General features: G+C 71.0%; 22 protein-coding genes. 12 read left to right on the forward strand and 10 right to left on the reverse strand.

Annotated features, from left to right (window positions below; genetic code table 11):
* Position 1 precedes the first annotated feature (1 nt).
* From CHC11_RS17750 to CHC11_RS17765, 4 genes are all read left to right on the forward strand, one after another.
* Positions 2–811 (forward strand): FHA domain-containing protein, encoded by an 810-nt coding sequence (locus tag CHC11_RS17750; protein ID WP_089312844.1) that lies wholly within the window; start codon positions 2–4, stop codon positions 809–811.
* Positions 808–2,319 carry a hypothetical protein gene (locus CHC11_RS17755; protein WP_245919356.1) on the forward strand — a complete coding sequence of 504 codons (1,512 nt, stop codon included), beginning with the start codon at positions 808–810 and terminating at the stop codon, positions 2,317–2,319. Before CHC11_RS17750 ends, CHC11_RS17755 begins: the two co-directional genes overlap by 4 nt.
* Positions 2,307–3,155: a glutamate ABC transporter substrate-binding protein gene (locus tag CHC11_RS17760; protein WP_245919358.1), complete on the forward strand. Its 849-nt coding sequence runs from the start codon at positions 2,307–2,309 to the stop codon at positions 3,153–3,155. Before CHC11_RS17755 ends, CHC11_RS17760 begins: the two co-directional genes overlap by 13 nt.
* Before the next feature lie 174 nt (positions 3,156–3,329).
* Positions 3,330–4,526 carry a hypothetical protein gene (locus CHC11_RS17765; RefSeq protein WP_089312846.1) on the forward strand — a complete coding sequence of 399 codons (1,197 nt, stop codon included), beginning with the start codon at positions 3,330–3,332 and terminating at the stop codon, positions 4,524–4,526.
* Here CHC11_RS17765 and CHC11_RS17770 read toward each other — a convergent pair.
* Positions 4,487–5,107, reverse strand: coding sequence for a hypothetical protein (locus CHC11_RS17770; RefSeq protein WP_089313040.1), 621 nt, complete (start codon positions 5,105–5,107; stop codon positions 4,487–4,489). The two genes, CHC11_RS17765 and CHC11_RS17770, sit on opposite strands and share 40 nt — an antisense overlap.
* A 137-nt stretch (positions 5,108–5,244) precedes the next feature.
* On the opposite strand from CHC11_RS17770, the gene CHC11_RS17775 reads away from it, so the two are divergent.
* Positions 5,245–5,763, forward strand: a complete 519-nt coding sequence (locus CHC11_RS17775) for a PH domain-containing protein (protein WP_342749993.1) — start codon at positions 5,245–5,247, stop codon at positions 5,761–5,763.
* An 18-nt stretch (positions 5,764–5,781) separates the two neighbouring features.
* Here the strand turns inward: CHC11_RS17775 and CHC11_RS17780 are convergent, their stop codons facing one another.
* The 6 genes from CHC11_RS17780 to CHC11_RS17800 are packed head-to-tail and all read right to left on the reverse strand — an operon-like array spanning position 5,782 to position 12,797.
* Entirely contained in the window at positions 5,782–7,227 is a 1,446-nt protein-coding gene (locus CHC11_RS17780) for an NAD(P)/FAD-dependent oxidoreductase (RefSeq protein ID WP_089312847.1), read from the reverse strand.
* Positions 7,224–8,066: an ABC transporter permease gene (locus CHC11_RS17785; protein WP_089312848.1), complete on the reverse strand. Its 843-nt coding sequence runs from the start codon at positions 8,064–8,066 to the stop codon at positions 7,224–7,226. The genes CHC11_RS17780 and CHC11_RS17785 overlap by 4 nt, the downstream gene beginning before the upstream one ends.
* Entirely contained in the window at positions 8,063–8,926 is an 864-nt protein-coding gene (locus CHC11_RS17790) for an ABC transporter permease (RefSeq protein WP_089312849.1), read from the reverse strand. Before CHC11_RS17790 ends, CHC11_RS17785 begins: the two co-directional genes overlap by 4 nt.
* The gene (locus tag CHC11_RS42095; RefSeq protein ID WP_245919360.1) at positions 8,926–10,179 is read right to left on the reverse strand and encodes a polyamine ABC transporter substrate-binding protein; all 1,254 of its coding nucleotides are present in this window, start codon (positions 10,177–10,179) and stop codon (positions 8,926–8,928) included. The genes CHC11_RS17790 and CHC11_RS42095 overlap by 1 nt, the downstream gene beginning before the upstream one ends.
* A complete protein-coding gene (locus CHC11_RS42100; RefSeq protein WP_218826136.1) occupies positions 10,176–11,327 on the reverse strand; it encodes an ABC transporter ATP-binding protein in 1,152 nt (383 codons plus the stop codon). Before CHC11_RS42100 ends, CHC11_RS42095 begins: the two co-directional genes overlap by 4 nt.
* Positions 11,328–11,363: 36 nt before the next feature.
* Positions 11,364–12,797, reverse strand: a complete 1,434-nt coding sequence (locus CHC11_RS17800) for a gamma-aminobutyraldehyde dehydrogenase (RefSeq protein ID WP_089312850.1) — start codon at positions 12,795–12,797, stop codon at positions 11,364–11,366.
* Between the two features lie 164 nt (positions 12,798–12,961).
* Between CHC11_RS17800 and CHC11_RS17805 the strand changes: the two genes are divergently transcribed.
* From CHC11_RS17805 to CHC11_RS17830, 6 genes are all read left to right on the forward strand, one after another.
* Positions 12,962–13,423: an Lrp/AsnC family transcriptional regulator gene (locus CHC11_RS17805; protein ID WP_089312851.1), complete on the forward strand. Its 462-nt coding sequence runs from the start codon at positions 12,962–12,964 to the stop codon at positions 13,421–13,423.
* 95 nt (positions 13,424–13,518) lie between these two features.
* Positions 13,519–13,776, forward strand: a complete 258-nt coding sequence (locus CHC11_RS17810; protein WP_089312852.1) for a type II toxin -antitoxin system TacA 1-like antitoxin — start codon at positions 13,519–13,521, stop codon at positions 13,774–13,776.
* Between the two features lie 92 nt (positions 13,777–13,868).
* A complete protein-coding gene (locus CHC11_RS17815) occupies positions 13,869–14,255 on the forward strand; it encodes an NUDIX hydrolase (protein WP_245919362.1) in 387 nt (128 codons plus the stop codon).
* 394 nt (positions 14,256–14,649) lie between these two features.
* Positions 14,650–15,087, forward strand: a complete 438-nt coding sequence (locus CHC11_RS17820; protein WP_089312854.1) for an HIT family protein — start codon at positions 14,650–14,652, stop codon at positions 15,085–15,087.
* 516 nt (positions 15,088–15,603) lie between these two features.
* Positions 15,604–16,320, forward strand: a complete 717-nt coding sequence (locus CHC11_RS17825; protein WP_089312855.1) for an ABC transporter ATP-binding protein — start codon at positions 15,604–15,606, stop codon at positions 16,318–16,320.
* Positions 16,317–17,006, forward strand: a complete 690-nt coding sequence (locus CHC11_RS17830; protein WP_089312856.1) for a hypothetical protein — start codon at positions 16,317–16,319, stop codon at positions 17,004–17,006. Before CHC11_RS17825 ends, CHC11_RS17830 begins: the two co-directional genes overlap by 4 nt.
* A 497-nt stretch (positions 17,007–17,503) precedes the next feature.
* Here the strand turns inward: CHC11_RS17830 and CHC11_RS17835 are convergent, their stop codons facing one another.
* The 3 genes from CHC11_RS17835 to rlmN all read right to left on the reverse strand — a co-directional run bounded on the left by CHC11_RS17835 (position 17,504) and on the right by rlmN (position 20,107).
* On the reverse strand, positions 17,504–18,328 hold the full coding sequence (locus tag CHC11_RS17835) for a DUF1963 domain-containing protein (RefSeq protein WP_089312857.1): 825 nt from the start codon (positions 18,326–18,328) through the stop codon (positions 17,504–17,506).
* 63 nt (positions 18,329–18,391) lie between these two features.
* Positions 18,392–18,895 (reverse strand): DivIVA domain-containing protein, encoded by a 504-nt coding sequence (locus tag CHC11_RS17840; protein ID WP_143227160.1) that lies wholly within the window; start codon positions 18,893–18,895, stop codon positions 18,392–18,394.
* Positions 18,896–18,961: 66 nt separating this feature from the next.
* Positions 18,962–20,107, reverse strand: coding sequence for a dual-specificity RNA methyltransferase RlmN (gene rlmN / locus CHC11_RS17845; RefSeq protein ID WP_089312859.1), 1,146 nt, complete (start codon positions 20,105–20,107; stop codon positions 18,962–18,964).
* A 113-nt stretch (positions 20,108–20,220) separates the two neighbouring features.
* Between rlmN and CHC11_RS17850 the strand changes: the two genes are divergently transcribed.
* Positions 20,221–21,366, forward strand: coding sequence for a suppressor of fused domain protein (locus tag CHC11_RS17850; protein WP_089313043.1), 1,146 nt, complete (start codon positions 20,221–20,223; stop codon positions 21,364–21,366).
* Positions 21,367–21,375 lie beyond the last annotated feature (9 nt).

The raw sequence follows: 21,375 nt of genomic DNA on the forward strand, positions 1-21,375 counted from the left end.
CATGGCGAGTTGCCCTAGCGGACACACCTCGCAGGCGCAGGACTACTGCGACGTCTGCGGCGAGCGCATCGAGGGCGCCACTTCCGGCGCGGCCCCCGGCGCGTCCGGCCCGCGGCCGTCGCCGGGCGGGTCTCCGTGCCCCGACTGCGGGACGCCCAGCACCGACCGCTTCTGCGAGGCGTGCGGCTACGACTTCGCCATCGGAGGCGGCAGGCCCACGCCGTCGCCGGCGCCCGCGGTCGCGCCGGAGCCCGCGGCGTCCGTCCCGTCCGGGCCGCGGCGCCCGCCCGCGCCGCCCGTGCCGGCGCCCCCGGTCCCGGCGCCCCCGGTCCCGGCCCCGCCCGTGCCCGCGCCCCCCGTCCCGGCCCCGCCCGTTCCGGCGCCGCCGGTGCCCGGGGCGGCGTGGACGGCGGTCGTGCGCGCCGACCGCGAGTACTACAACACGGTCGTCGCCGAAGAGGGACCCGACTCGGCGTCGCTGGCGTTCCCCCCGTACGCGCCCGAGCGGCGCGTCCCGCTCGCCGGGCGGCAGGTCCGCATCGGGCGGCGCAGCTCCTCGCAGCCGTCCCCGCCCGAGATCGACCTGCGCGAGCCGCCCGAGGACCCCGGCGTCTCCCACGTCCACGCGGTGCTGCTGGCGAAGGCCGACGGCACCTGGACGCTGGTCGACCCCGGCTCGACCAACCGCACCTGCGTGAACGGCTCCACCGACCCCATCCCGTACAACGTGGAGGTCCCGGTCTCCGACGGCGACCGGATCCACGTGGGCGCCTGGACCACCATCACGCTCACCCGAGGCGAGGCGACATGACCGCCGTCCAGCAGTCCCCGCCGGCGGGCCGCCCGGCCCCCGCCGCGCAGGCTCCGCCGCCCGCCCGCGGCGGGAGCGACGCGCGGCTCCTGCCGAGCGACGCGAGGCCGTCCGGTCCCGCGCGGCTGCTCCCCCGCACCGTCGCGGCACGCGTCAGGACGCTGACCGTGCTCTCGCTCGTACTGCTGGTGGCGCTGCTCGGCGTCGCCTGGGCGGCGATCGGGAACGCCCGCGAGGGGGTGCGGGTCATCGGGCACGACGCCGGCCCGCAGGTCGTCGCCACCGGCGACCTGTACTTCCAGCTCTCCGACATGGACGCGCAGCTCGCCGACGCGCTGCTGATCGGGGACGCGGCGGGCGGCGGGCGCGAGCAGGCGCTCGCCCGCTACGACCAGAACCGGCGCAAGGCCGGCGACGCGCTGCTGAAGGCGGCGAAGCTCGCCGACGAGACGACCGAGAACAACACGGCCCGGGACCTGCTGGACGCGCTGGCGCGCTACGAGCGCCTCGCCGGGCAGGCCCTGCTGCTGGACCGGCAGTCCCCGCACGCGTCCGGGCCGCCGGCGCAGAAGGTCGTCGACCTCTACCGGCAGGCGACCGACCTGATGAAGCTGGACCTGCTGCCGAAGGCCTACAACCTGACGCTCGACAACGGCACCCTCGTCCGGCACACCTACGAGGACAAGCGCTCGGCGGTCCTCATGGGCCGCACGGGCGTCCTCACCGGGGGCGTGGCGCTCCTGGCCGTGCTCCTCGCGTTCCAGCTCTTCCTGGCCCGGCGGTTCCGGCGGCTGCTGAACGTGCCGCTCGCGCTGGCGACTCTCAGCACGCTCGCCCTGGTCGCGGTCGGGTCCCTCATGCTCACCGGCCAGGCGAACCACCTGCGCCAGGCCAAGGAGGAGGGTTTCGACTCGATCCTGGGGCTCTCGCGGACGCGCGCCATCAGCAACAGCGCGAACGCCGACGAGACGCGGTTCCTGCTCGACCCCGGGCGGGCCGACGCCTACGAGCAGGTCTACCTGAGCAAGTCCCAGACCGTCCTGTACCTGAAGGCCGGCAACCTGACCCAGTACAACGCGGCCGTCCAGAAGGACCTCACCTTCGAGCCCGGCCGCGTGAAGTTCCTCGGTTTCCTCGGCACCGAGGCCGACCGGCCGGTCCAGTCGGCCCGGCAGAAGGCGCAGCTCACGAACGTCATGAACAGGGTGCTCGCCGACTACCGGAAGGTCCAGGCCAACGACCGCCGGATGCGCGACCTCGTCGACCGGGGGCGGCGCGACGAGGCGGTCGCCGCCCGCGGCGCCGCCGCCGCCGACTTCACCCGGTACGACCGCTCACTGCAGGCGCTGGTCGCCATCCACCAGAAGGCGTTCGACGAGGCAGTGAAGGACGGGGACGGCGGGACGAGCGGCTGGTACGCCGTGCTGCCCGCGGCGGGCGTCGTCATCGCCGCGCTCGTCCTGGTCGGCGTGCGCCCCCGCCTGGCCGAGTACCGGTGGTCGAAGTGAGGGCGCGGCGCCTCGCGGCGGCGGTCCTCGCGGCGGCGGCCGTCCTCGGCGCGGGAACGGCGTGCGGGATCGCCGCCGCCGGCGAGGACACCGTCGCCGGAAAGGACGCCCTCGTCATCGGCGTCAACGGCGACCAGCCGGGACTCGGCGAAAGCCGGGCCGACGGCTCGTTCACCGGATTCGACGTCGACATCGCGAAAGAGGTCGCCCGGCGGATGGGCGTGCGTCCCGGTGACGTGACATTCAGGCGCGTGACGTCGGCGACCCGGGAGAAAATGCTCCAGGACGGCGACGTCGACCTCGTGGTGGCCAGCTATTCCATCACGCCGGAACGCAAGGTGAAGGTGTCGTTCGCGGGTCCCTACTATGTGGCCCACCAGGACATCCTCGTCCGCAGGTCCGAAGCCCGCGCCATCCGGGACATCGACGACCTGAAAGGGCGGCGCCTCTGCCGCGTGCCCGGGTCGGTGTCGTTCCCGCGCGTCCACGACGAGCAGGGCGTCGCCGTGCTGCCGGTCGAGGCGAGCGGGTACGCCGGCTGCCTCACCGAGCTCACCGGGGGGCGGCTCGACGCGGTCTCGACCGACGACCTGATCCTCGCGGGCCTCGCGGCGAAGGCGTCCGGGGGCGGTCTCACGCTCGTCAACGCCCCGTTCACCGACGAGCCCTACGGCGTCGGAATCAGGAAGGGCGACGTCGACGGCTGCGATGCGGTCAACAAGGCCATCACGCGGATGTACCAGGACGGCACCGCGGCGCGGCTGCTGGACAAGTGGTTCCGCCCCGCCGGACTTCGGGTCACCACCACCGTCCCGCAATTCGAGGGCTGCGTTTGAGAATTCGTCACCGAGCGCACGGAAGGCGTTACGGAATGGCACCGGAAGGACAGGTGAGACCGGCCGGTCACTGAGATCAGTCGGTTACGTAAGTTCCGGTCGGCGCGCGTGATCGTAAGTTATGGTCGCGATCAAAACCCGTTCCGGTAATCACCGTCACGCCCGAGGAGTGCAATGACGACGGTCATCCTGGTGGTGATGTGCGTCGTGGTGGGGGCGCTCGAACTGTACGCGGGCAAGCAGAGCCGGGACCAGGCCCATGCCTTCACCCGCCGGATCGACGCGTTGAACGACCAGGTCACCAAGCAGAACAACGTGCTGGTCACCGTCGGCGAGCAGCTCACCGCGGAGCTGTCGCGGGTCAAGCAGGACGTGCTGCCCGCGCTCGACACCCGGCTCCGGCAGAACACCGGGCAGGTGGAGGAGCTCGCTGGCCTCGTCCACCAGGCGGACGACTACCTGCGGACCCAGGCGGGCAGGCTGCACGAACTGGAGCAGCAGCGCATCACCCTCGCCGCGCTGCGCCGCAAGCTCGGCGAGGTCGAGACGTCGGTGCGGGCCGCCACCGGGGCGGGCGGCGAGGCCGTCGACGGCAAGGTCGACGCGGCGCTCGGCCGGCTCGCGGACCTGGAGCGCGGCGGCGAGGAGATCCTGGAGCTTCAGCGCGCCCTCACCCGCACCCTGGAGGACGTCGAGGACGTCGTCGCCGAGCTGCTGCAGTTCACCGAGGGCGAGCTCGACGACACCGTCACGGCGGCGCTCACCGGACGGCCCCGCGCCCACGGCGACGCCGTCACCGCGACGGGGCGGCTGTGGACGCGCGACGAGCAGCTCGAGGACATCCTCAGCGACATGTACGAGCGGTGCGTGCGCGCCAGCCGGCTGGCCGTGCGGTTCCGCACGGCCGAGGGCCCGAACGGCACGCCCGGCTCACCGGAGCGCCGCCGCTACTTCCTCGGCGGGCACGCCAGCGAGGACCTGGCGGGCGTGTTCAGCGCCCTGCTCATCTCCGCCGGCGCCGGCGCCCGGCCCGGCAACGGCGTGTCCGGCGGCGAGGCCAAGCGGGGCCTCGCGCGGGTGGAACCGGGCGTCCCCGCGGGGGTGGAGCCCGCACGCGGGCCCGAGGACGAGGCGGCCCTCAAGTCGCTCCTGCGGACGCTGGCGGAGTGCTCGGGCGCCGTCGCGCAGATCGGCCCGCTCATGGCCGTCCGGACGCGCGACGAGCTGCTGTGCGCGGTGCTGACGGCCGCGCAGTCGCTGGAGCTGGAGAGCGACGAGGTGTTCTGGGACCCGGCCGACGCGAGCGTCCGGCTGCGGCGGCTGCCGTCCCATCAGCTGTGGGACCTCACCGGCTGGGCCACCGCCCCGTAGGCCCGCACGGAACGTTCCGCGGGGCCGCCGATGCGCACGTACAGGGGGCAGCGCAGCGCGCCGGTCCGCGGGTCGGCCTCGACGCAGAGTCCGATCCCGGCGGCGCGGTCGAGGAACACCGCGTTCTCCACCGCCCGCGCCCCGCGCACCGCGTACGGAACGGAGTCGGCGTCGCCGGTGTCGACGAGCTCCTCGAACGTCAGCCTCCGCGCGAACCGCATCAGCACCGCGGCGTCCACGACGCGGCTGCCGATCGCCGCCGACGGGCCCGCGACGACGATCCCGAAGCTCGGGTCCTCCCGGCCGCGCACGTAGATCTCGCGGTCCGGCTCCAGGCCCCGGCGGCGGTCGGGGACCTGGACGCCGAAGCCGGCGTCGCCGTTCAGGTAGGCGGGCGGGCCGAAACCCGCCGGCGGCGCCCCGTCCCGGACGCGCAGCGCGCCCGCGGGCATCTCCCAGCCGGGCAGGTACACGCCGAGGCCCCTCAGCAGCAGCCGCCAGATGGGACGCCCGGTCACATCGGGCGCGAACTCGCCGCGCGGCTTGCCGGGCTCCCGCGGATTCTCGGCGTCGCCGTCCATGAAGACCATGATCGGCGAACGGATCCGCGTCCGACAAGGCCCCGCGCGGAGCCGGGGCCCTTACCGTGCGGGCCGCTGCACCGCCGGTGCCGCGTCGGCTACGGTTGACCCACCCGGATCATGACGAGGACGCCGCCGTGAATCTGCAGGACATGATGGTGCACCGCGACACCTCGTCGCGGACCGTCGACAAGTATCTGATGTCCTACGAAGGCCGTGTCATCGCGGTGCGGCGGCATCCCGCCGTCCTGCTGCTGCCGGTGGCGGTCGTCGTGGCCGGGCTCATCGCGTGCGGCGCGGCGAGCGCGGTCAGCGGGCAGATCTGGATCTGGTTGCTGTGGCTGATCGCCGTCTGCTACCTGGCCTGGAAGGTGATCGCCTGGTCGGTGGACTTCTTCCTGGTCACCGAGCACCGGGTGATGGTCGTCAACGGCGTCCTCAACCGCAACGTCGCGATGATGCCGCTCGCCAAGGTCACCGACATCGCGCTGAACCGCTCGGTGCTCGGGCGGATCTTCGGCTACGGCGAGTTCGTGATGGAGTCCGCGGGCCAGAAGCAGGCGCTCCGCAACGTCGGTTTCATGCCGTACCCGGAGCAGCTGTACCTGGAGGTCTCGTCGGTCATCTTCGGCACGGTGGAGGAGTCCCCGGACTGATCCCCCTCCCTCCCGGGGTCAGGAGTCGAAGCCGAGGCCCATGCGGTCGAGGGTGCGAAGCCAGAGGCCGCGGCGTCCCGCGTTGCGGTCGGCGCGGGCGATCTCGCGCCGGGTCAGCTCGATGACGCCGTAGCGCAGCGGCTCGGGCGGGAACGGGACGGGCCTGGAGCGCACCATCGCCAGCCGTGTCCGCTCGGTCTCCTCCCCGGGCGCGAGTCCGACGCGCAGGAGGTCGAGCATGACGTCCGCTCCGAAGCGGGTGGCGCCGACCCCGAGGCCGGTGTAACCCGCCGCGTACGCGAGCCTGCCGTCGTAGGCCGTCCCGTAGAAGGCGCAGAAGCGACTGCACGTGTCGATGACGCCGCCCCAGGCGTTGGTGAAGCGCACGCCCTCCAGTTGCGGGAACGTCGCGAAGAAGTGCCGGGCCAGGGTCGCGTACGTGGAGGGACGCCGTTCCAGGCCGGGACGCATTCCGTTGCCGAAGTGGTAGACGGCGTCGTAGCCGCCCCACAGGATCCGGTCGTCGGCGGTGAGCCGGTAGTAGTGGAACTGGTTGGCGCTGTCGCCGAGCCCTTGCCGGTGCCGCCAGCCGATGGCCGCGCGCTGCGCGGGGGTGAGGGGCTCGGTGACGAGGGCGTAGTCGTACACCGGGACGACGTAGTGGCGCAGGCGCCGCAGGATCGGTGGGAAGGCGCCGGTCCCCAGAGCGACGCTCCGGGCGGTGACCGCCCCGAGCGGGCGGGGTGCCCGGTCGCCTCGCCGCGGGGGCGCGGCGGCCGTCAGCCGGAGCCGGCGTGCGTCGGGGCGCAGCGCCGTGACGCGGGTGTTCTCGAAGACGCGGACGCCGAGGGCGCGGCACGCGTCCGCCAGGCCCCAGGCGAGCTTGGCCGGGTGCACCATGGCGACGGCGTCGCGGTCCCACAGGCCCGCGAGATAGGTGGGCGAGTCGACCTCGGCGCGGACCGCCTCCGGGCCGAGCATGATCGGTTCCCAGCCGTGCTCGTAGGCCTTCTCCGCCGCCTCCTGGAGCGCGGGCACCTGCCATTCCTCGGTGGCGACGCTCATCTCCCCGGTCGGCTCCCATTCGGCGTCGATGCCATGGCGGGTCAGGGTCTCCGCGATGGCGCGCAAATTGTCCCAGCCGAGGCGTTCGAGCGTGTGGGCGTCGTCCGGCCAGCGTCCGAGGCCGTTCTCCAGGCCGTGGGTGAGGCTGGCGGCGCAGAACCCGCCGTTGCGCCCGGACGCGGCGGCGCCGATCCGGCCGGCCTCCAGCACGACCACGTCCAGGGACGGGTCGCGCTCCTTGGCGAGCAGCGCCGTCCACAGACCGCTGTACCCGCCGCCGACGACGGCGAGGTCGCACGTGAGCGCGCCGGGAAGCGCCGGGCCCGCGCCGGGGCGGGCCGGGTCCTGGAGCCAGAACGGCTCGGGGGCGGCGCCGGCGAGCGACTCGGCCGCGCTCATGGCCGCGCGCGGGCGCTGCGCCGCGCCGACACCACCGCGATCAGCACGCCGACCGCGAAGATGAGCGTCCCCATCACGTTGACCTGCGGCGGCGTCCCCGTCCTGGTGGAGCCGTAGATCCACAGCGGGAACGTGACGGTGGCGCCGCCGGTGAAGTTGGTGATGACGAAGTCGTCGATGGACAGCACGAACGCCAGCAGCGCCCCCGCCTGCACCCCTGGCATGATCATCGGCAGGGTGACCAGGCGGAACCGCGTCCACGGGCCGGCGCCGAGGTCCTGCGCCGCCTCCTCCACCGCGGGGTCGAGCCCGACGACGCGGGCCCGGACCGTCACGGCCACGAACGCGATCGAGAACATCACGTGCGCGAGGAGGATCGTCAGGTAGCCGCGCGGCAGGTTGAACGTGACGAACATCGACAGCAGCGACGCGCCCATCACGATCTCCGGGCAGGAGATCGCCATGAACAGCACGAGGTTCGTCGAGCCCTTGCCGCGGAACCGGTACCGGCCGAGCGCGAGGCCCGCGAACGTCCCGATGACGGTGGTGATCAGCGTGCTGAGCAGCGCGATCGTCAGCGAGTTGACGACGGCCGCGGTGAGGTCGCTCTTGTCGAACAGGTGCGCGTACCACTTGAGCGTGAAGCCCTGCCACTGGAAGTTCTGCTTGCCGCGGGTGTCGTTGAACCCGAAGAGGATCATGATCGCGATCGGCAGGATCAGCCATGCGATCAGCACGAGGGTGTAGAAGTGCAGGCCGGAGATCCGGCGTCCGCGGGGCGCCCGCCTCCGCTGCGGGGTCTTGGTGAGCGTCACCGGAGCCTTGGTGTGCGCCGTCATCGTCCCGCCGCCTCCAGGACGTCCTGCGTGCCGAGCGTGCGGGCGTAGGCGAAGATGCCGACGAGCAGGATCGCCATCAGCGCGAACGACAGCGCGGACGCCGTCGGGTAGGCGCTGTTGTTGAAGTACTCGGTCTGGATGATGTTGCCGATCATGGTGTTCTGCGGGCCGCCGAGCACCTCGGCGTTGACGTAGTCCGACGACACCGGCACGAACGTCATGATCACGCCGGCGAACACGCCGGGCAGCGACAGCGGCAGGATGACCCGCAGGAACGCCTGCGCGCGGCTCGCGTACAGGTCGTAGGCCGCCTCGACCACGCGCGGGTCGATGCGTTCGAGTGCCACGTAGATCGGCAGGACCATGAACGGCAGGAAGTTGTAGGCGAGCCCCGACACCACCGCGACGCCGGTGTCGAGGATGTGGAAACCCTCCGGCAGGACACCGTGGTCGCGCAGGGGCCCGAGGATCGGCCCGTTGTCGGTGAGGACGAGCTTCCACGACACCGTCCGCAGGATGAACGAGACGAAGTACGGGAGCAGCAGCAGGAACAGGTACGTCGACTTGGCGCGCCCGCCACGGAACGCGATCCAGTACGCGGCCGGGTAGGCGAGCACGATGCACGCGATCGTCGCGACCAGCCCGTACCAGAGCGACCGGACGAACTTGTCGCCGTAGGTGTCGAGCCCGTCGGTGTAGTTCTGCCAGTGCAGCGTCTGCTGGAAGCCGTCGATGAGGTTCCCGGTCTGCAGCGACAGGGACACCATCAGCACCAGCGGGACGAGGAAGAACGCCGCCAGCCAGAGCCCGCCCGGCAGGATCATGAGGTACGGCGCGAGCCGCCCCCGCACCCCCGCCATCACGACCCCTTGGAGATCGGCTCGAAGATCTTCTGGTACTCGGTCTCCTCGGCCTGCGTGAGCCGCCGGTAGTACCGCAGCCGGGCCAGGTCGGCCTGCGACGGGAAGACCAGCGGGCTGGTGCTGAGCCGGGTGAGGTCCTTCTTGTCCGCGCCGCCGGCCTGCTCGGCCTTCTGCGCCAGGAGCTTCTGGGTGGCCGGGATCGGCGGCATGTAGTTGATGAACTCGGTCAGCGGCGCGTTGTTCTCCGGCACGTAGAGCCAGTTCATGAGGGTCAGCGCGTCCACCGGGTTCTCGGCGGTCCTGGGGACGCACAGGTTGTCGGTCCAGATCGTGCCGCCCTCCCCGGGCACCACGAACTTCACGTCCGGGCTGGTCAGGCTGTACACGTCCCCCGACCACGCCATGGTGATCCACACGTCGCCCTTGCTGACGGCGTCGACGTAGTCCTGGGTGTAGTACTTGCGGACGATGCCCTTGTCGCGCTGCTCGCGCAGCTTGGCGGCGGCCTTCTCCCAGTCCGCCTTCGTCGACTTCTCCGGGTCGATGCCGAGCAGGAACATCCCGAAATTCCCGAGTTCCTGCGAGTCACCCATCATGCCGACCTTGCCCTTGTACTTCGGGTCGAACAGCTGGGCGATGCTGGTGATCTCCTCCTTCACGTACTTGGTGTTGTACGCGATTCCGGTGACCCCCGACTCGTACGGGACCGTGAAGACGTTGCCCGGGTCGTAGGACGGGTTCCTGAACGACGGGCCCGCGTTCGCCTGGAAGTTCGGCAGCTTCGACTGGTCGAGCGGCGCCAGGTAGCCGAGCTGGCGGCACTGCTCCAGCTGGATCCCGTTCGTCATCACCATCAGGTCGAAGCCGATGGACTGGCCGGCGGCCAGCGGCGCCTGGATCTTGCCGAACCACGGGCCCATCTCCTGGATGACCTCCTTGTAGGTCACCTTGACGCCCGTCTCCTTCTCGAACGCCTTGATGGTCTCCCGGTCGTCCTGCATGTAGCCCGGCCAGTTCGCCCAGTTGAGCCGACCGTTCCCGGCCTTGCCCGCCCAGTACTTCTCGACGTCGCTCCGGCTGACCTTCTCCTTGCCGCCCTGCCCCTTCACCCCGCACGCCGACAGGGCGATCCCGGCGCCCGCCGCGCCCATCAGCCTCAGAACGTCGCGGCGGGCCGGGCCGCCCGCGCTGGAACGCGGCAGGCGCGGCCTTGTGAGTCCGCGGAGGAACGCGGGGTCGAACTGGCTCACTGCGGGGCTCCTATGGCGTACGAGTGGCGGGGATCCCACGACAACCAGACGCTGTCGCCGCGCCTGGCGATGTCGTCGGCGGACGTCGCGTTCTGCAGGAACACGACGACGTCGGCGCCGGCGGACGTGGTGATGTTGTAGTTCGTCGACGTCCCGAGGTACACGACCTCGGTCACGGTCCCCCGGACGGCGCACTGCCCGTCCCCCGGCTTGTCCGGCCCGATGCCGATCTTCTCGGGGCGGACGGTCAGCTCCACCCGCTCCCCCTCGACGGCCTCCCGGCCACGTCGCAGCGGGACCTCGATCCGCCCGTCCGGGCCGTGGGAGAGCACCGCGCTGCCCGGCCCCCTCCCGGTGACCTCCCCGTCCAGCAGGTTGGACGTCCCGATGAACCCGGCCACGAACCGCGTCGCGGGATGCTCGTAGATCTCCCGCGGCGTGCCGAGCTGCTCGATCACCCCGTCGTTCATGACGGCGATGCGGTCCGACATCGTCAGCGCCTCGCCCTGGTCGTGCGTCACGTACACGAACGTGACGCCGACCCCCCGCTGGATCCGCTTCAACTCGACCTGCATCGCCTGGCGCAGCTTCAGGTCGAGGGCGCCGAGCGGCTCGTCCAGCAGCAGCGCCCGCGGCTCGTTGACCAGCGCCCGGGCCAGCGCGACCCGCTGCTGCTGGCCGCCGGACAGCTCGGCGGGACGGCGTTTCTCCCGTCCCGCCAGATCGACGATCTCCAGCATCTCCCCCACCCGGCGCGTGAGGTGCGCCTTCGGAACGCCGCGCCGGCGCAGGCCGAACGCGACGTTCTCGAAGACGCTCATGTGGGGGAAGAGCGCGTACGACTGGAACACCATGTTCACGTCGCGCCTGTTGGGGGGCACGTCCGTGACGTCCTGCCCACGCAGCCGGACCCGCCCCGCCGTCGGCTCCTCGAAGCCGGCGATCATGCGCATGGTCGTCGTCTTGCCGCATCCGGACGGGCCGAGCAGGGAGAAGAACTCCCCTTCCGCGATCGACAGGTCGACGCCGCGGACCGCCGCCACGGTCTCGCCGTAGGAGTGGTAGTCCTTCTCGACTCCCGCGAGCTCGATCGCGGGGACCGCGCGGGCCGGATCGTCGCGCGCCGCGGCGGGGTGGGTCTCGGTCATGGGCGGGACTTCCTTCACGGGCTCCGGTCGGCGGGCTCAGCCGCCGATGTAGTGCATGACGTGCTTGACGCGGGTGTAGTCCTCGATTCCGTACATCGACATGTCCTTGCCGTAGCCGGAGTGCTTGAAGCCGCCGTGCGGCATCTCCGACACCAGCGGGATGTGGGTGTTGACCCACACGGCACCGAACTCCAGGGCCTTGCTCATGCGCATGGCGCGACCGTGGTTCTGCGTCCACACGCTGGCGGCGAGGCCGTACTTGACGCCGTTGGCCCATTCCACGGCCTGGGCCTCGTCCGAGAAGCTCTGGACGGTGATGACCGGACCGAAGATCTCCTTCTGCACCATCTCGTCGTCCTGCCTGAGGCCGCCCACGACGGTCGGCGCGAAGAAGTAGCCGCGGTCCCCCACGCGCTCGCCGCCGGTGAGGACCTTCGCGTGGCTGGGCGCCCGCTCGATGAAGCCCTGGACGCGCTCCAGCTGGCTCGCGCTGTTCACCGGCCCGTAGAAGGCGTCGGCGTCACTGGGAGGCCCGACGACCGTCCCCTTGGCGGCCTCGGTGAGCGCCTCGGTGAACTCCCCGTGCAGCCGGTCGGCGACCAGCACGCGGGTGGCGGCCGTGCAGTCCTGGCCCGCGTTGAAGTACCCGGCTTCGGCGATGCCCGTCGCCGCCGCCTCGACGTCGGCGTCGTCGAACACCACCACCGGCGCCTTGCCGCCGAGCTCCAGGTGCACCCGCTTGAGGTCCTTGGCCGCCGCCGCGGCGACCTCCATGCCGGCCCGCACGCTCCCGGTGATCGACACCATCTGCGGCGTGGGGTGCTCCACCAGCGAACGCCCGGTGCCGCGGTCGCCGCAGACCACGTTGAAGACGCCCGGGGGCAGGAACTCGGCCGCGATCTCCGCCAGCATCAGCGTGCTCGCCGGCGTCGTCTCGGACGGCTTGAGCACCACGGTGTTGCCCGCCGCCAGCGCCGGCCCGATCTTCCAGACCGCCATCATCATCGGGTAGTTCCAGGGCGTCACCTGGGCGCACACCCCGATCGGCTCCCGCCGGATCGAGGAGGTGTGGTCGGCCATGTACTCGGCGGACGCCTTGCCCTCCAGCACCCGGGACGCCCCGGCGAAGAACCGGAGGTTGTCCACCATCGGCGGCACCTCCTCGTCCAGGGTCATCTGGACCGGCTTGCCGGTGTCCCGGCTCTCCGCCCGGACGAGGTCATCCGCCCGCTTCTCGACCGCGTCAGCGAAGCGCAGCATCGCCAGGCTCCGCTCCCCCGGCGTGGCGTCGCGCCAGGCGGGGAACGCGTCGGACGCCGCGCGGAACGCGGCGTCGACGTCCTCGGCGCCGGACACGGGCGCCTCCGCGTACGTCTCGCCGGTGCTGGGGTCGACCACCTCCAGCGTCCGCCCCTCCTTGGCGTCGACGTACTCTCCGCCGATAAAGTTGCGCAGCCGCTCGCCGCTCATCCTCAGGTCCCTCCTGGGCGCCGTCGCCCGTTGTGTCCTGTTGGCCCGACCCTTACAGAGGTGTCAGCCCAACACAAGTGATTCCGTTGTTACGATCGAATTTCACGACTGATTCACTTGGCCCAGAGGCCTCACACCCTCGATGCCGCAGCTAGGAGAACCGGATGGAACGGGCACCCCGCGTCCAGCTCGACGAGACCGCCAAGCAGATCATCGAGCAGCTCCAGCAGGACGGCCGCCGCTCCTACGCCGCCATCGGCAAGGCCGTGGGCCTCTCCGAGGCGGCCGTGCGCCAGCGCGTGCAGAAGCTCCTGGACACCGGCGTCATGCAGATCGTCGGCGTCACCGACCCGCTCATGCTCGGCTTCCACCGCCAAATGATGATCGGTGTCAGGTGCGAAGGCGACCTGGAGAGGATCGCCGACGAGCTCGCGGCCCTGGACGAGATCGACTACGTCGTGATCACCGCGGGCTCGTTCGACATCCTCCTGGAGCTCGTCTGCGAGGACGACGAACGTCTTCTGGAACTTCTCGGCCGTATCCGCGCCGTGGCGGGCGTCGTCTCCACCGAGAGCTTCGTGTACCTCAAACTTCGCAAACAGACCTACTCCTGGGGGACCCGCTGACTCCAGCGGACACCCGTCGATTCTCGTTCTCAGAGGGGATGCCCTGGCTCCACCTCGCGGCGTACTTTGAAAGGCCGCAAGGAAGGAGACCGGCCATGCCCGAGTCGGTTCGCCAGGACCTTCCGGCCGATCCCGCCGACGATCACATCACTTTTCGGACCACCGCGGAGCAGTTCCTCGTGATCCGCGCGGCAGCCGAGCTGATCGGCTGGTCGGTCACCGACTTCGTCCTGTCAGCCGCCCTGGACCGCGCCGAACGCGACCTCTACCAACACGCCGCCGCCCAGGAGGCGGCGGAACCCGCCCCCGACCCGATCCCTCCCTACACGGCCCTCCTGCTGGCCCTGTCCTGACGCCCATGCGGAATCCCTTGGCGAAGGACCACCGGGGCAATGCGCTCACGGCCTTCCTCCCGGCCGACCGCGCCGTTCCCAGTGACGCCCCCATGCCCGCAGCCTTGGCGGCGGTGTGGCACGACCACCATCTCCTGCTGGTCTACGACCGCCACCGCCGCCAGTGGGAACTTCCCGGCGGCCGGATCGAAGCGGCCGAGTCACCCCTGCAAGCGGCCGTCCGCGAACTCCAGGAGGAGACCGGCCTGCACCTCCCCGCCCTCACACTCGCCGGCTACGCCCGCTTCCACCTGGCATCACCACCCCGCGACGAATACGCGGCCCTCTGCACAGCCAAAGCCCCGACCCGCCACACCACCTTCACGCCCACCCCCGAAATAGCCGCGATCCGCTGGTGGAGCCCGTCCACTCCCCACCCCCGAGACGCCCAGCCCCTGGACACGACCCTGGCCCTCCTGGCGGCGGACACGTCCGCTTAGGGAGACACCCCGGTCTCCGCACAACCGCCCCCAATCCGATCAAGAAAGGGCTGGCGCCAACCTCATTCACCCTGCTCGCGGCCCACGACCGACACACGCCGAACCGACATGCCCCGATCACGCAGGGCCCAGTCGCGGACAACGGCCACACGGCCTCAGGAAAATGTCCGGAACAGCCTTCCGCCCGCCTTCCACCGCTGCCTCCGGCTGCGGGGTCCAGGCTCATCACCTCCAGGTGGACGTACTTGAGCGCGGTTCGTTCCTAGAGCGATCGACCGCAAGCCGGGGCCGTCCGCCCGTGGCCGAGAAGGTGATCAACGCCGCCTCCCCGGCGGCTGTCGGTAACGTTCGACCGACTTGCGGTTGCCTGCGGGTGGGGCTGGAGGATAGAGGGATGGGTGAGGCTGTGAGCAAGGCGTGTCTGTTCTGCGAAATCATCAAGGGAGAGAGGCCCGCGCACGTCGTGCTGGACGTGCCGGACGCGATGGCGTTCCTCGACACCCGGCCGCTGTTCAAGGGGCACACGCTGCTGGTCCCCCGGACGCACTACGAGACGCTCACGGATCTGCCCGGGGACCTCCTCGGGCCGTTCTTCGCGCAAGCCCAGCGCCTTGCGGAGGCGATGGAATCCGTCCTCGAAGCGGCCGGCTCGTTCGTCGCCATGAACAACCGGATCAGCCAGAGCGTCCCCCACCTGCATGTACACGTGGTTCCACGCAACCCCAAGGACGGCCTCCGCGGCTTCTTCTGGCCCCGCCAGAAGTACGCCTCCGACTCCGAAGCCGCCGCCTACGCGACCCGCCTCTCCAAAGCCTTGACCACCCCCACCTAACCCCCGCCCACTCCCACGGCCACTGGCCCCCACCAACCGCGCCACCAAGCCACCCCGCCCGCGCCCCCGCCCCACACCCACACCCACACACCCCGCAAAGGCCACCACGGGTCCGCACGCTCAGGGCCGCCCTCGCTCGGCGGGTAGCCGGTCGCCACTGACCAGCACGCGGCTTGGGGCTGGCCGTGGTCGTCCTGTCGAAGGGTGGCCTCCGAGGTAGGCCGGGGCATGCGTGGTGCCGCTTGGCGCCACTGGCTGCGGCGGCGATCGCGGTGACGGTGCGGTGCCCGGCGAAGGGAGCGGACGGCGCGGGCCGCAGTGCGTTCATGGCGCTGGCGCTCCCCTGGAAGTCAGCGCCGTCAGCGACAGCGTGCTGCCGATCGCCTGCGTGGCCGCTCGACCGGCCACTACCTCGGCCCAATCGCCGACCCTGCAGTCCTCGTGCGAAGGCTCGGACTCCGGGGGCGGGGTGGGCTAACGCCGTCCTTACGCGGGGGTCTCTACGGTTTGGGTGCCATGCGGCTGGAGCGTGTCGCCTTTCGTTATCGGCGTCGGGACCCCTGGGTGTTCCAGGACGTCACGTTGTCGCTTCCGGAAGGGAGCGTGACCGAGGTGACCGGGCATAACGGCGCGGGGAAGTCCACGCTGCTCCGCGTGATGGCCGGCCTGCGCAGGCCATGCGCGGGCGTCGTCGAAGACCGTCCCGCACGAGTGGGGTACGCGCCGGAGCGGTTCCCGGTCGACCAGCCGTTCAGCGTCCGGTCCTACCTGGGCCACATGGCGGCCATACGGCGCGCTCCCGCGGGCATCGGCGACGTCTGGGCAGAGCGACTGAGCTTCGACCACCTCCTCGATGTGCGGCTGTCCGAACTGTCGAAAGGCAGCGCTCAGAAGATCGGGCTCGCGCAGGCGCTCATGGCGGACCCGGAACTGCTGATCCTGGACGAGCCCTTCGCCGGCTTGGACGCCGCCACCCGCGAGTCGCTCCCCGGGCTGATCTCGGAGTTCGCCTCGCGCGGCTCCACGGTCGTCGTCAGCGACCACCAGCGCTGCATCGAGACGATGCACGGCGTCGACCGCCTGCACGTCGCCGAAGGTTCCGTGACCCCACTGGCCTCCGCGGCCGCCGGTGCTCGGACCGTCCTGGAGGTCGAGGTGCCCGAGGACGAGGCCGACACCGTGGAGACGAAGCTGAGGGCCGACGGCTACCGGGTGCGGAGGCGCGAAGAGTGATCGCACTCGTCCGCTTCCACGTGGCGGGATATCTCCGCTCGATGCGCGTTCTGCAGCCGCTGATCGTCGTGGCGCTGGTCGTGGCGCTGGTGCTCGCGCAGGGCCCGAGCGGCCCTCACGCCGGCGAACTCGCAGTACGGACGTTCGCGGACGTGGCGGCGTTCATGTTCCCCGTGTGGGCGTGGGCGGCCCGCGCCCTCCTCGACACGCAGCCCGACGAGCAGCGCTCTCTGACCGCGACCGCGGCCCGCCGTCCGTCCGCACCCACGTGGTCGGGCCTGCTCGCCGCGTACGGGGTGAACCTCTCGCTCGGCGTCGCGGCACTGGCCGTCCCCCTCGTGCAGGCCCTCCAGGTGGGCTCGCCTGGAGGGGCGATCTTGACAGGCTGTGCGTTGAACCTCCTCGTCGCCATCCCGGGCACGCTGCTCGGGGCATGGACGAGCCGCGCCCTCATCCCCGATCCCGGTATCTCGCTGCTGGCGCTCCTCGGCGGCGCGACCGCGCTCCTGCTTCTGAGCATGGGACGGCTCTCCTGGCTTTCCATCCCGATGATCGGATGGATGCGCGCAGCTCACGACGGCCCGAACGTCTTCGTCTCGCACTTCCCCACCACCGCCCTCCAGCTCCTCATCTGGTCCACCGTCGTAGGCACCGCCTACCTCCTCACCACCCGCCGCGCCCCCTGACCACCTCGCGCCCACCTCCTGCGCAGACGGTGTCGCGGGGGGCCTTATCGAGCACCAGCTGACCCCGCGACTGCGCCCACCGATGCGGCTTTTGCCGGTGGGGTCGCCCGCGCTGTGCACGAACAGGGCGAAGCTCCTGCGGCCCGGGGGGTCATCACGACGCCGCGCCCGCCGCACCTCACCACGGCGCCGAGTTCCGCAGGGATGCGGCTCATCTCGTGGTCGTGGTCCCCCTGGCGGAGGTAAGCGACGGCTTCTGCTCGACCTCGAATGCGTCAGAGCGTTTCGGAAAAATGCGGATTGCCACCACCGTGCGCTGACGGTTCTCGCCGCCACTCGTTCGCGGCCGTCACTACCTACAGACGTCTCGCCGCCGCGTGCTTGCGAAAGCCACGGGGCCGTCCGCCGCCCGTCGCATCCTGTGTTCCAGTGGGCGCGCCTCGGCACAGCCCGGTCCGAAGCAGCGGGCGTTCGTCCGGGAAATCTCCCAGGGTGGATTACGCGGCCTGGACAGTTAGCCATGTTTGCTCCAAAGGGGTGTCGCGGCGGTTGCAGAAGTAGATGCGGCCCGGGTCGCCCCAGTACCAGCCAAGGCGGTCGTCGGAGTCGAGTTGGAGGAGGAGGTGCCACTCCTCGACCGCGCGCTGCTCGTCCGGCGTGAGGGCCGGAGGGTTGAGGGAGTTCAGGGTGCGTCCGGTTGAGGCGTACAGGCAGTCGGGGCCCAGAGGACGCTGGACGAGGGTCGGCCAGCCGCCGAGTTGGTGGGCGGGTGCCTCGTCCGGGCAGGTGTGGCGTGTCCACGCGGCGTGGAGTTGCTCGTACACGGGCACGACGCCGTCGTAAACCATCTCCAGGCGCTGGACGACGGCCTCCTGGGGAGAGGGCAGGGAGAGGAACGGAGCAGCGCCCAGTGTGGTCTGCGGGCAGGAAAGGGTGCCCGGCGGCGGGGTCGCGGGGCGGAGGGCACCGGTGAAGACGCGCCAGCCGTCGCGTTGGCCGGGTTCGTCGCCCCACGGACGGGGGATCTCGGTCGCGTAGTAGAACGCGGCGCGGCAGGCCGGCAGGCCCGAAACCCTTGGCAGGCCCGCGAAGCCTGCGAAGTCGATGGCTCCCAAGAAGTCGAGCGGGCGGCCGTTCCACGTCGGCCACGGCTCGTCCGGCGGCAGTTGCGGAGTGCCTCCGAGGTGGACGGGTACCTCACCGCGGGCGGAAAGGCGCAGCCCGGGCTTGATCAGAGGCAGCAGGATGGCCGTGATCTCCGGCGCGAGGAAGGAGTCGAAGAGGGCCCGGAGCCGTCGGTACTGTGGAACGAAGGGATCCATGCACGTAGCGTGGCGCGGCTCTCACACAGCGCGCAGCATCCCGCGAAATTGTGGATAACCTCGTCAGCGTTCGAGGGCTGCCGCGAGTTGCAGCAGGAAGCGGTCGACCTCCTGCTCGTCGTAACCCGGTCCGAACCGGACGGTGCGGAACGCGCTCTCCCGCACGTCCCGGGCGGTCACGGGCGGGGCGATGCCGCGCAGGCCGGCGATCACGCGCTCGAGAAAGGCGTCCACGTCCCGCACGTCGTAGCCGGGGCGCAGGCCGGCGCCGGAGAACCGCGCGTTCTGGATCCAGTTGATCAGCCAGGCCGGCTGGGCACGGGTGCGGCGGGGACGCTCCCCGATCGGCGCCCGGGCCTGGAGCTCCCTGATGCACTCGCGGAGCAACTCGTCCACCGCGCGGTGGTCGTAGCCGCGGAGGACGGTGGTGAAGCGGGTCCGGCGCACCTCGTCCGCGGACACCGGCGGTCCGCCGTCCAGCGCCTGCGAGATCCGCGTGAGCAGGGCGTCGACCTGGCCCCGGTCATAGCCCCGCAGGACCACCGGCAGCCGTGCACCCGTCTTCACCGGCACAGCGCTCCTCAGCCGTGTCCCCGCGCTCCGCGGGGCGCCAGGGACGCGCCCGCGGCGCGCTCAGTCCTTGGTCGCCGCGGCCAGTTGCCCGCAGGCCCCGTCGATCTCCCTGCCCCGAGTGTCGCGCACCGTGACCGGGACCCCGTGGGCCTCCAGCCGCCGGACGAACTCGCGCTCGTCCTCGGGCCGGGAGGCGGTCCACTTGGAACCCGGCGTCGGGTTCAACGGGATCAGATTGACGTGTACGAGATGCCCGCGCAAGAGCCTTCCGAGAAGATCAGCCCGCCAGGCCTGGTCGTTGACGTCCTTGATGAGGGCGTACTCGATCGAGACGCGGCGCCCGCTGCGGTCGGCGTAGGCCCAGGCGGCGTCCAGAACCTCGGAGACCTTCCACCGGTTGTTGATGGGCACGAGGTCGTCGCGCAACTCGTCGTCGGGCGCGTGCAGGGACACCGCCAGCCTGACCGACATGTCCTCGGCGGCGAGCTTCTCGATGGCCGGGACGAGCCCCACCGTGGAGACCGTGACCGAGCGCTGGGAGATGCCCAGCCCGGCGGGTGCCGGATCGGTGATGCGCCTGACCGCGCCTAGCACGGCCTTGTAGTTGGCCAAGGGCTCGCCCATGCCCATGAAGACGATGTTGGAGACGCGTCCCGGGCCCCCTGGGACGCGCCCCCGGGCGAGTGTGCGGGCGCCCGCGGCGACCTGCTCGACTATCTCGGCCGTAGAAAGGTTGCGGGTGAGCCCGGCCTGACCGGTCGCACAGAAGGGGCAGTTCATCCCGCAGCCCGCCTGGGAGGAGACGCACATCGTCGCCCGGTCCGGGTATCGCATCAGAACCGATTCGAACAGGACGCCGTCGAAGGCTCTCCAGACGGTCTTGAGAGTCGTTCCGCCGTCGCAGTCCATCTCGCGTACCGGGGTCAGCAGCGAAGGCAGTAGCTCGGACACGAGGCGATCCCTGACGGCGGCCGGCAGGTCCGTCATCTTGGAGGGGTCGTCGGTCAGACGCGCGAAGTAGTGGCGCGACAGCTGGTCGGCGCGGAACGGCTTCTCCCCCAGCGCGGCGACCGCCTCGCGACGCTCGGCCGTGGTGAGGTCGGCGAGATGCCTCGGCGGCTTACCGCGCCTCGGTGCGGCGAAGACGAGCTTCGCCGGAGTCTTCTTGGGCGCGGCGCCGGTCGCGGAGGGCTGGGTGGTAGACATGGTCCTTCCAGTGTCGCAAACACCTGCGCGTGCATCGTCCGTCCTGGACGCCCACCAAGACCTGAACAGCGACATTCCTGCACACGGCCTTGTCTGCGGCTAAGGTCTCGATCATGTCGGTATTGCGCAGGGGCGCCGCCTCGCCCCGGGGGTCAACGGCCACGGTCGTCCACGCGGCGGCCAGCCCGTACGGCAGCCGGCGGCTCACTGTGGAGACCGACGGCGAGGTCACTGCGGCCTACCTGAAAGACGCGCGTGACTCGGTGGTCGGGGCGGTCTGGATCGCCAACCACCATGAGGCCCCACGGGAGCTGGACCAGTCGCGGCTCGACGCGGGCCACGCCCCTCTGCTGCCGGATTCCCATGTGCGCCACCCCGCCGGACGCCCAGCGCTCAACCCTGAGGCGCTGGAGGTCGTCTGGTTCGAGGAGGGCGACGGAGTGGCCCTGCTGGAGGAGGGCGACCTGCTGATGGTGATCCCGGGTTGGTCGGACATGGGGCGCGGCATCCCCGGCTACGCCCGCGACGCCATGCTGCAGAGCCCGTTCGCCTTCCCTCTGGGCGAGGAGATCGAAGACTTCGGACCGCGCGTCGACCAGGCGCGCGAGCATTGGAAGAGGTGCCGTGCGGACGGCTCCTGGGCGGAGTTCCAGCAGTCGGTTCTCGGTCACCTGCTGCAACGCCTGGGCCCGAGTGGCCACTACTGGCACGATGTCGGACGCCAGTTGGCGAGCGGCAGGCCGAGCATGGCTCCGACGGTAGGGGTCTCGGAGCGGCCCGCGAGGGGTGACCGGGAGTTCACGGTTCTGAGCACGGTCGGGATGAGCCGCCAGCGGATGCCCACGGTCGAACTGTACGAGGACGACGTCGCTCCTTACGGACGGATAGAACTGGCCGTCGCCAGTACTCTGCCCAGCCAGCGGTCGGGCAGCATCTTCCCGTGGCTGGCGCAATACCCGTGGCGGTCGGTGACGTGGTTCGCGCCTGGGGACGTCGTCAAGTGGTACCACGAGGCGCGCACGTTCCCCCTGGGCAACGGCGAGTCGTCCTGGGAGGGAGTGCTCCTCCTGGAGGACCCGAACCGTCTCGCGGGCCCCGAGGCTCCCGGCATGACCGGTCTGACGTTGAGCGGCGACGCCGTCCGATGGCTGTGGCTCGTGCCCATCACGGGCGAGGAGCACCAGTTCGCCAAAAGCGAGGGATCCGACGCGCTGATCCGGCGTCTGGCCCAGCAGGGCCGTTCCTGGGTCGTCTCCTGAGGGCGACCT

The sequence above is a fragment of the Actinomadura mexicana genome (assembly GCF_900188105.1).
In the GTDB taxonomy this organism is placed as follows: Bacteria; Actinomycetota; Actinomycetes; order Streptosporangiales; family Streptosporangiaceae; genus Spirillospora; species Spirillospora mexicana.

Coding starts and splice junctions, on each gene's coding strand:
- CHC11_RS17850 (WP_089313043.1), top strand. CDS start 20,221: ATGTCGGTATTGCGCAGGGGCGCCGCCTCGCCCCGGGGGTCAACGGCC.
- CHC11_RS17820 (WP_089312854.1), top strand. CDS start 14,650: ATGGGTGAGGCTGTGAGCAAGGCGTGTCTGTTCTGCGAAATCATCAAG.
- CHC11_RS17765 (WP_089312846.1), top strand. CDS start 3,330: ATGACGACGGTCATCCTGGTGGTGATGTGCGTCGTGGTGGGGGCGCTC.
- CHC11_RS17770 (WP_089313040.1), bottom strand. CDS start 5,107: ATGGACGGCGACGCCGAGAATCCGCGGGAGCCCGGCAAGCCGCGCGGC.
- CHC11_RS17815 (WP_245919362.1), top strand. CDS start 13,869: ATGCCCGCAGCCTTGGCGGCGGTGTGGCACGACCACCATCTCCTGCTG.
- CHC11_RS17835 (WP_089312857.1), bottom strand. CDS start 18,328: ATGGATCCCTTCGTTCCACAGTACCGACGGCTCCGGGCCCTCTTCGAC.
- CHC11_RS17790 (WP_089312849.1), bottom strand. CDS start 8,926: ATGGCGGGGGTGCGGGGGCGGCTCGCGCCGTACCTCATGATCCTGCCG.
- CHC11_RS17800 (WP_089312850.1), bottom strand. CDS start 12,797: ATGAGCGGCGAGCGGCTGCGCAACTTTATCGGCGGAGAGTACGTCGAC.
- rlmN (WP_089312859.1), bottom strand. CDS start 20,107: ATGTCTACCACCCAGCCCTCCGCGACCGGCGCCGCGCCCAAGAAGACT.
- CHC11_RS17785 (WP_089312848.1), bottom strand. CDS start 8,066: ATGACGGCGCACACCAAGGCTCCGGTGACGCTCACCAAGACCCCGCAG.
- CHC11_RS42100 (WP_218826136.1), bottom strand. CDS start 11,327: ATGACCGAGACCCACCCCGCCGCGGCGCGCGACGATCCGGCCCGCGCG.
- CHC11_RS17780 (WP_089312847.1), bottom strand. CDS start 7,227: ATGAGCGCGGCCGAGTCGCTCGCCGGCGCCGCCCCCGAGCCGTTCTGG.
- CHC11_RS17825 (WP_089312855.1), top strand. CDS start 15,604: ATGCGGCTGGAGCGTGTCGCCTTTCGTTATCGGCGTCGGGACCCCTGG.
- CHC11_RS17805 (WP_089312851.1), top strand. CDS start 12,962: ATGGAACGGGCACCCCGCGTCCAGCTCGACGAGACCGCCAAGCAGATC.
- CHC11_RS17810 (WP_089312852.1), top strand. CDS start 13,519: ATGCCCGAGTCGGTTCGCCAGGACCTTCCGGCCGATCCCGCCGACGAT.
- CHC11_RS17755 (WP_245919356.1), top strand. CDS start 808: ATGACCGCCGTCCAGCAGTCCCCGCCGGCGGGCCGCCCGGCCCCCGCC.
- CHC11_RS17750 (WP_089312844.1), top strand. CDS start 2: ATGGCGAGTTGCCCTAGCGGACACACCTCGCAGGCGCAGGACTACTGC.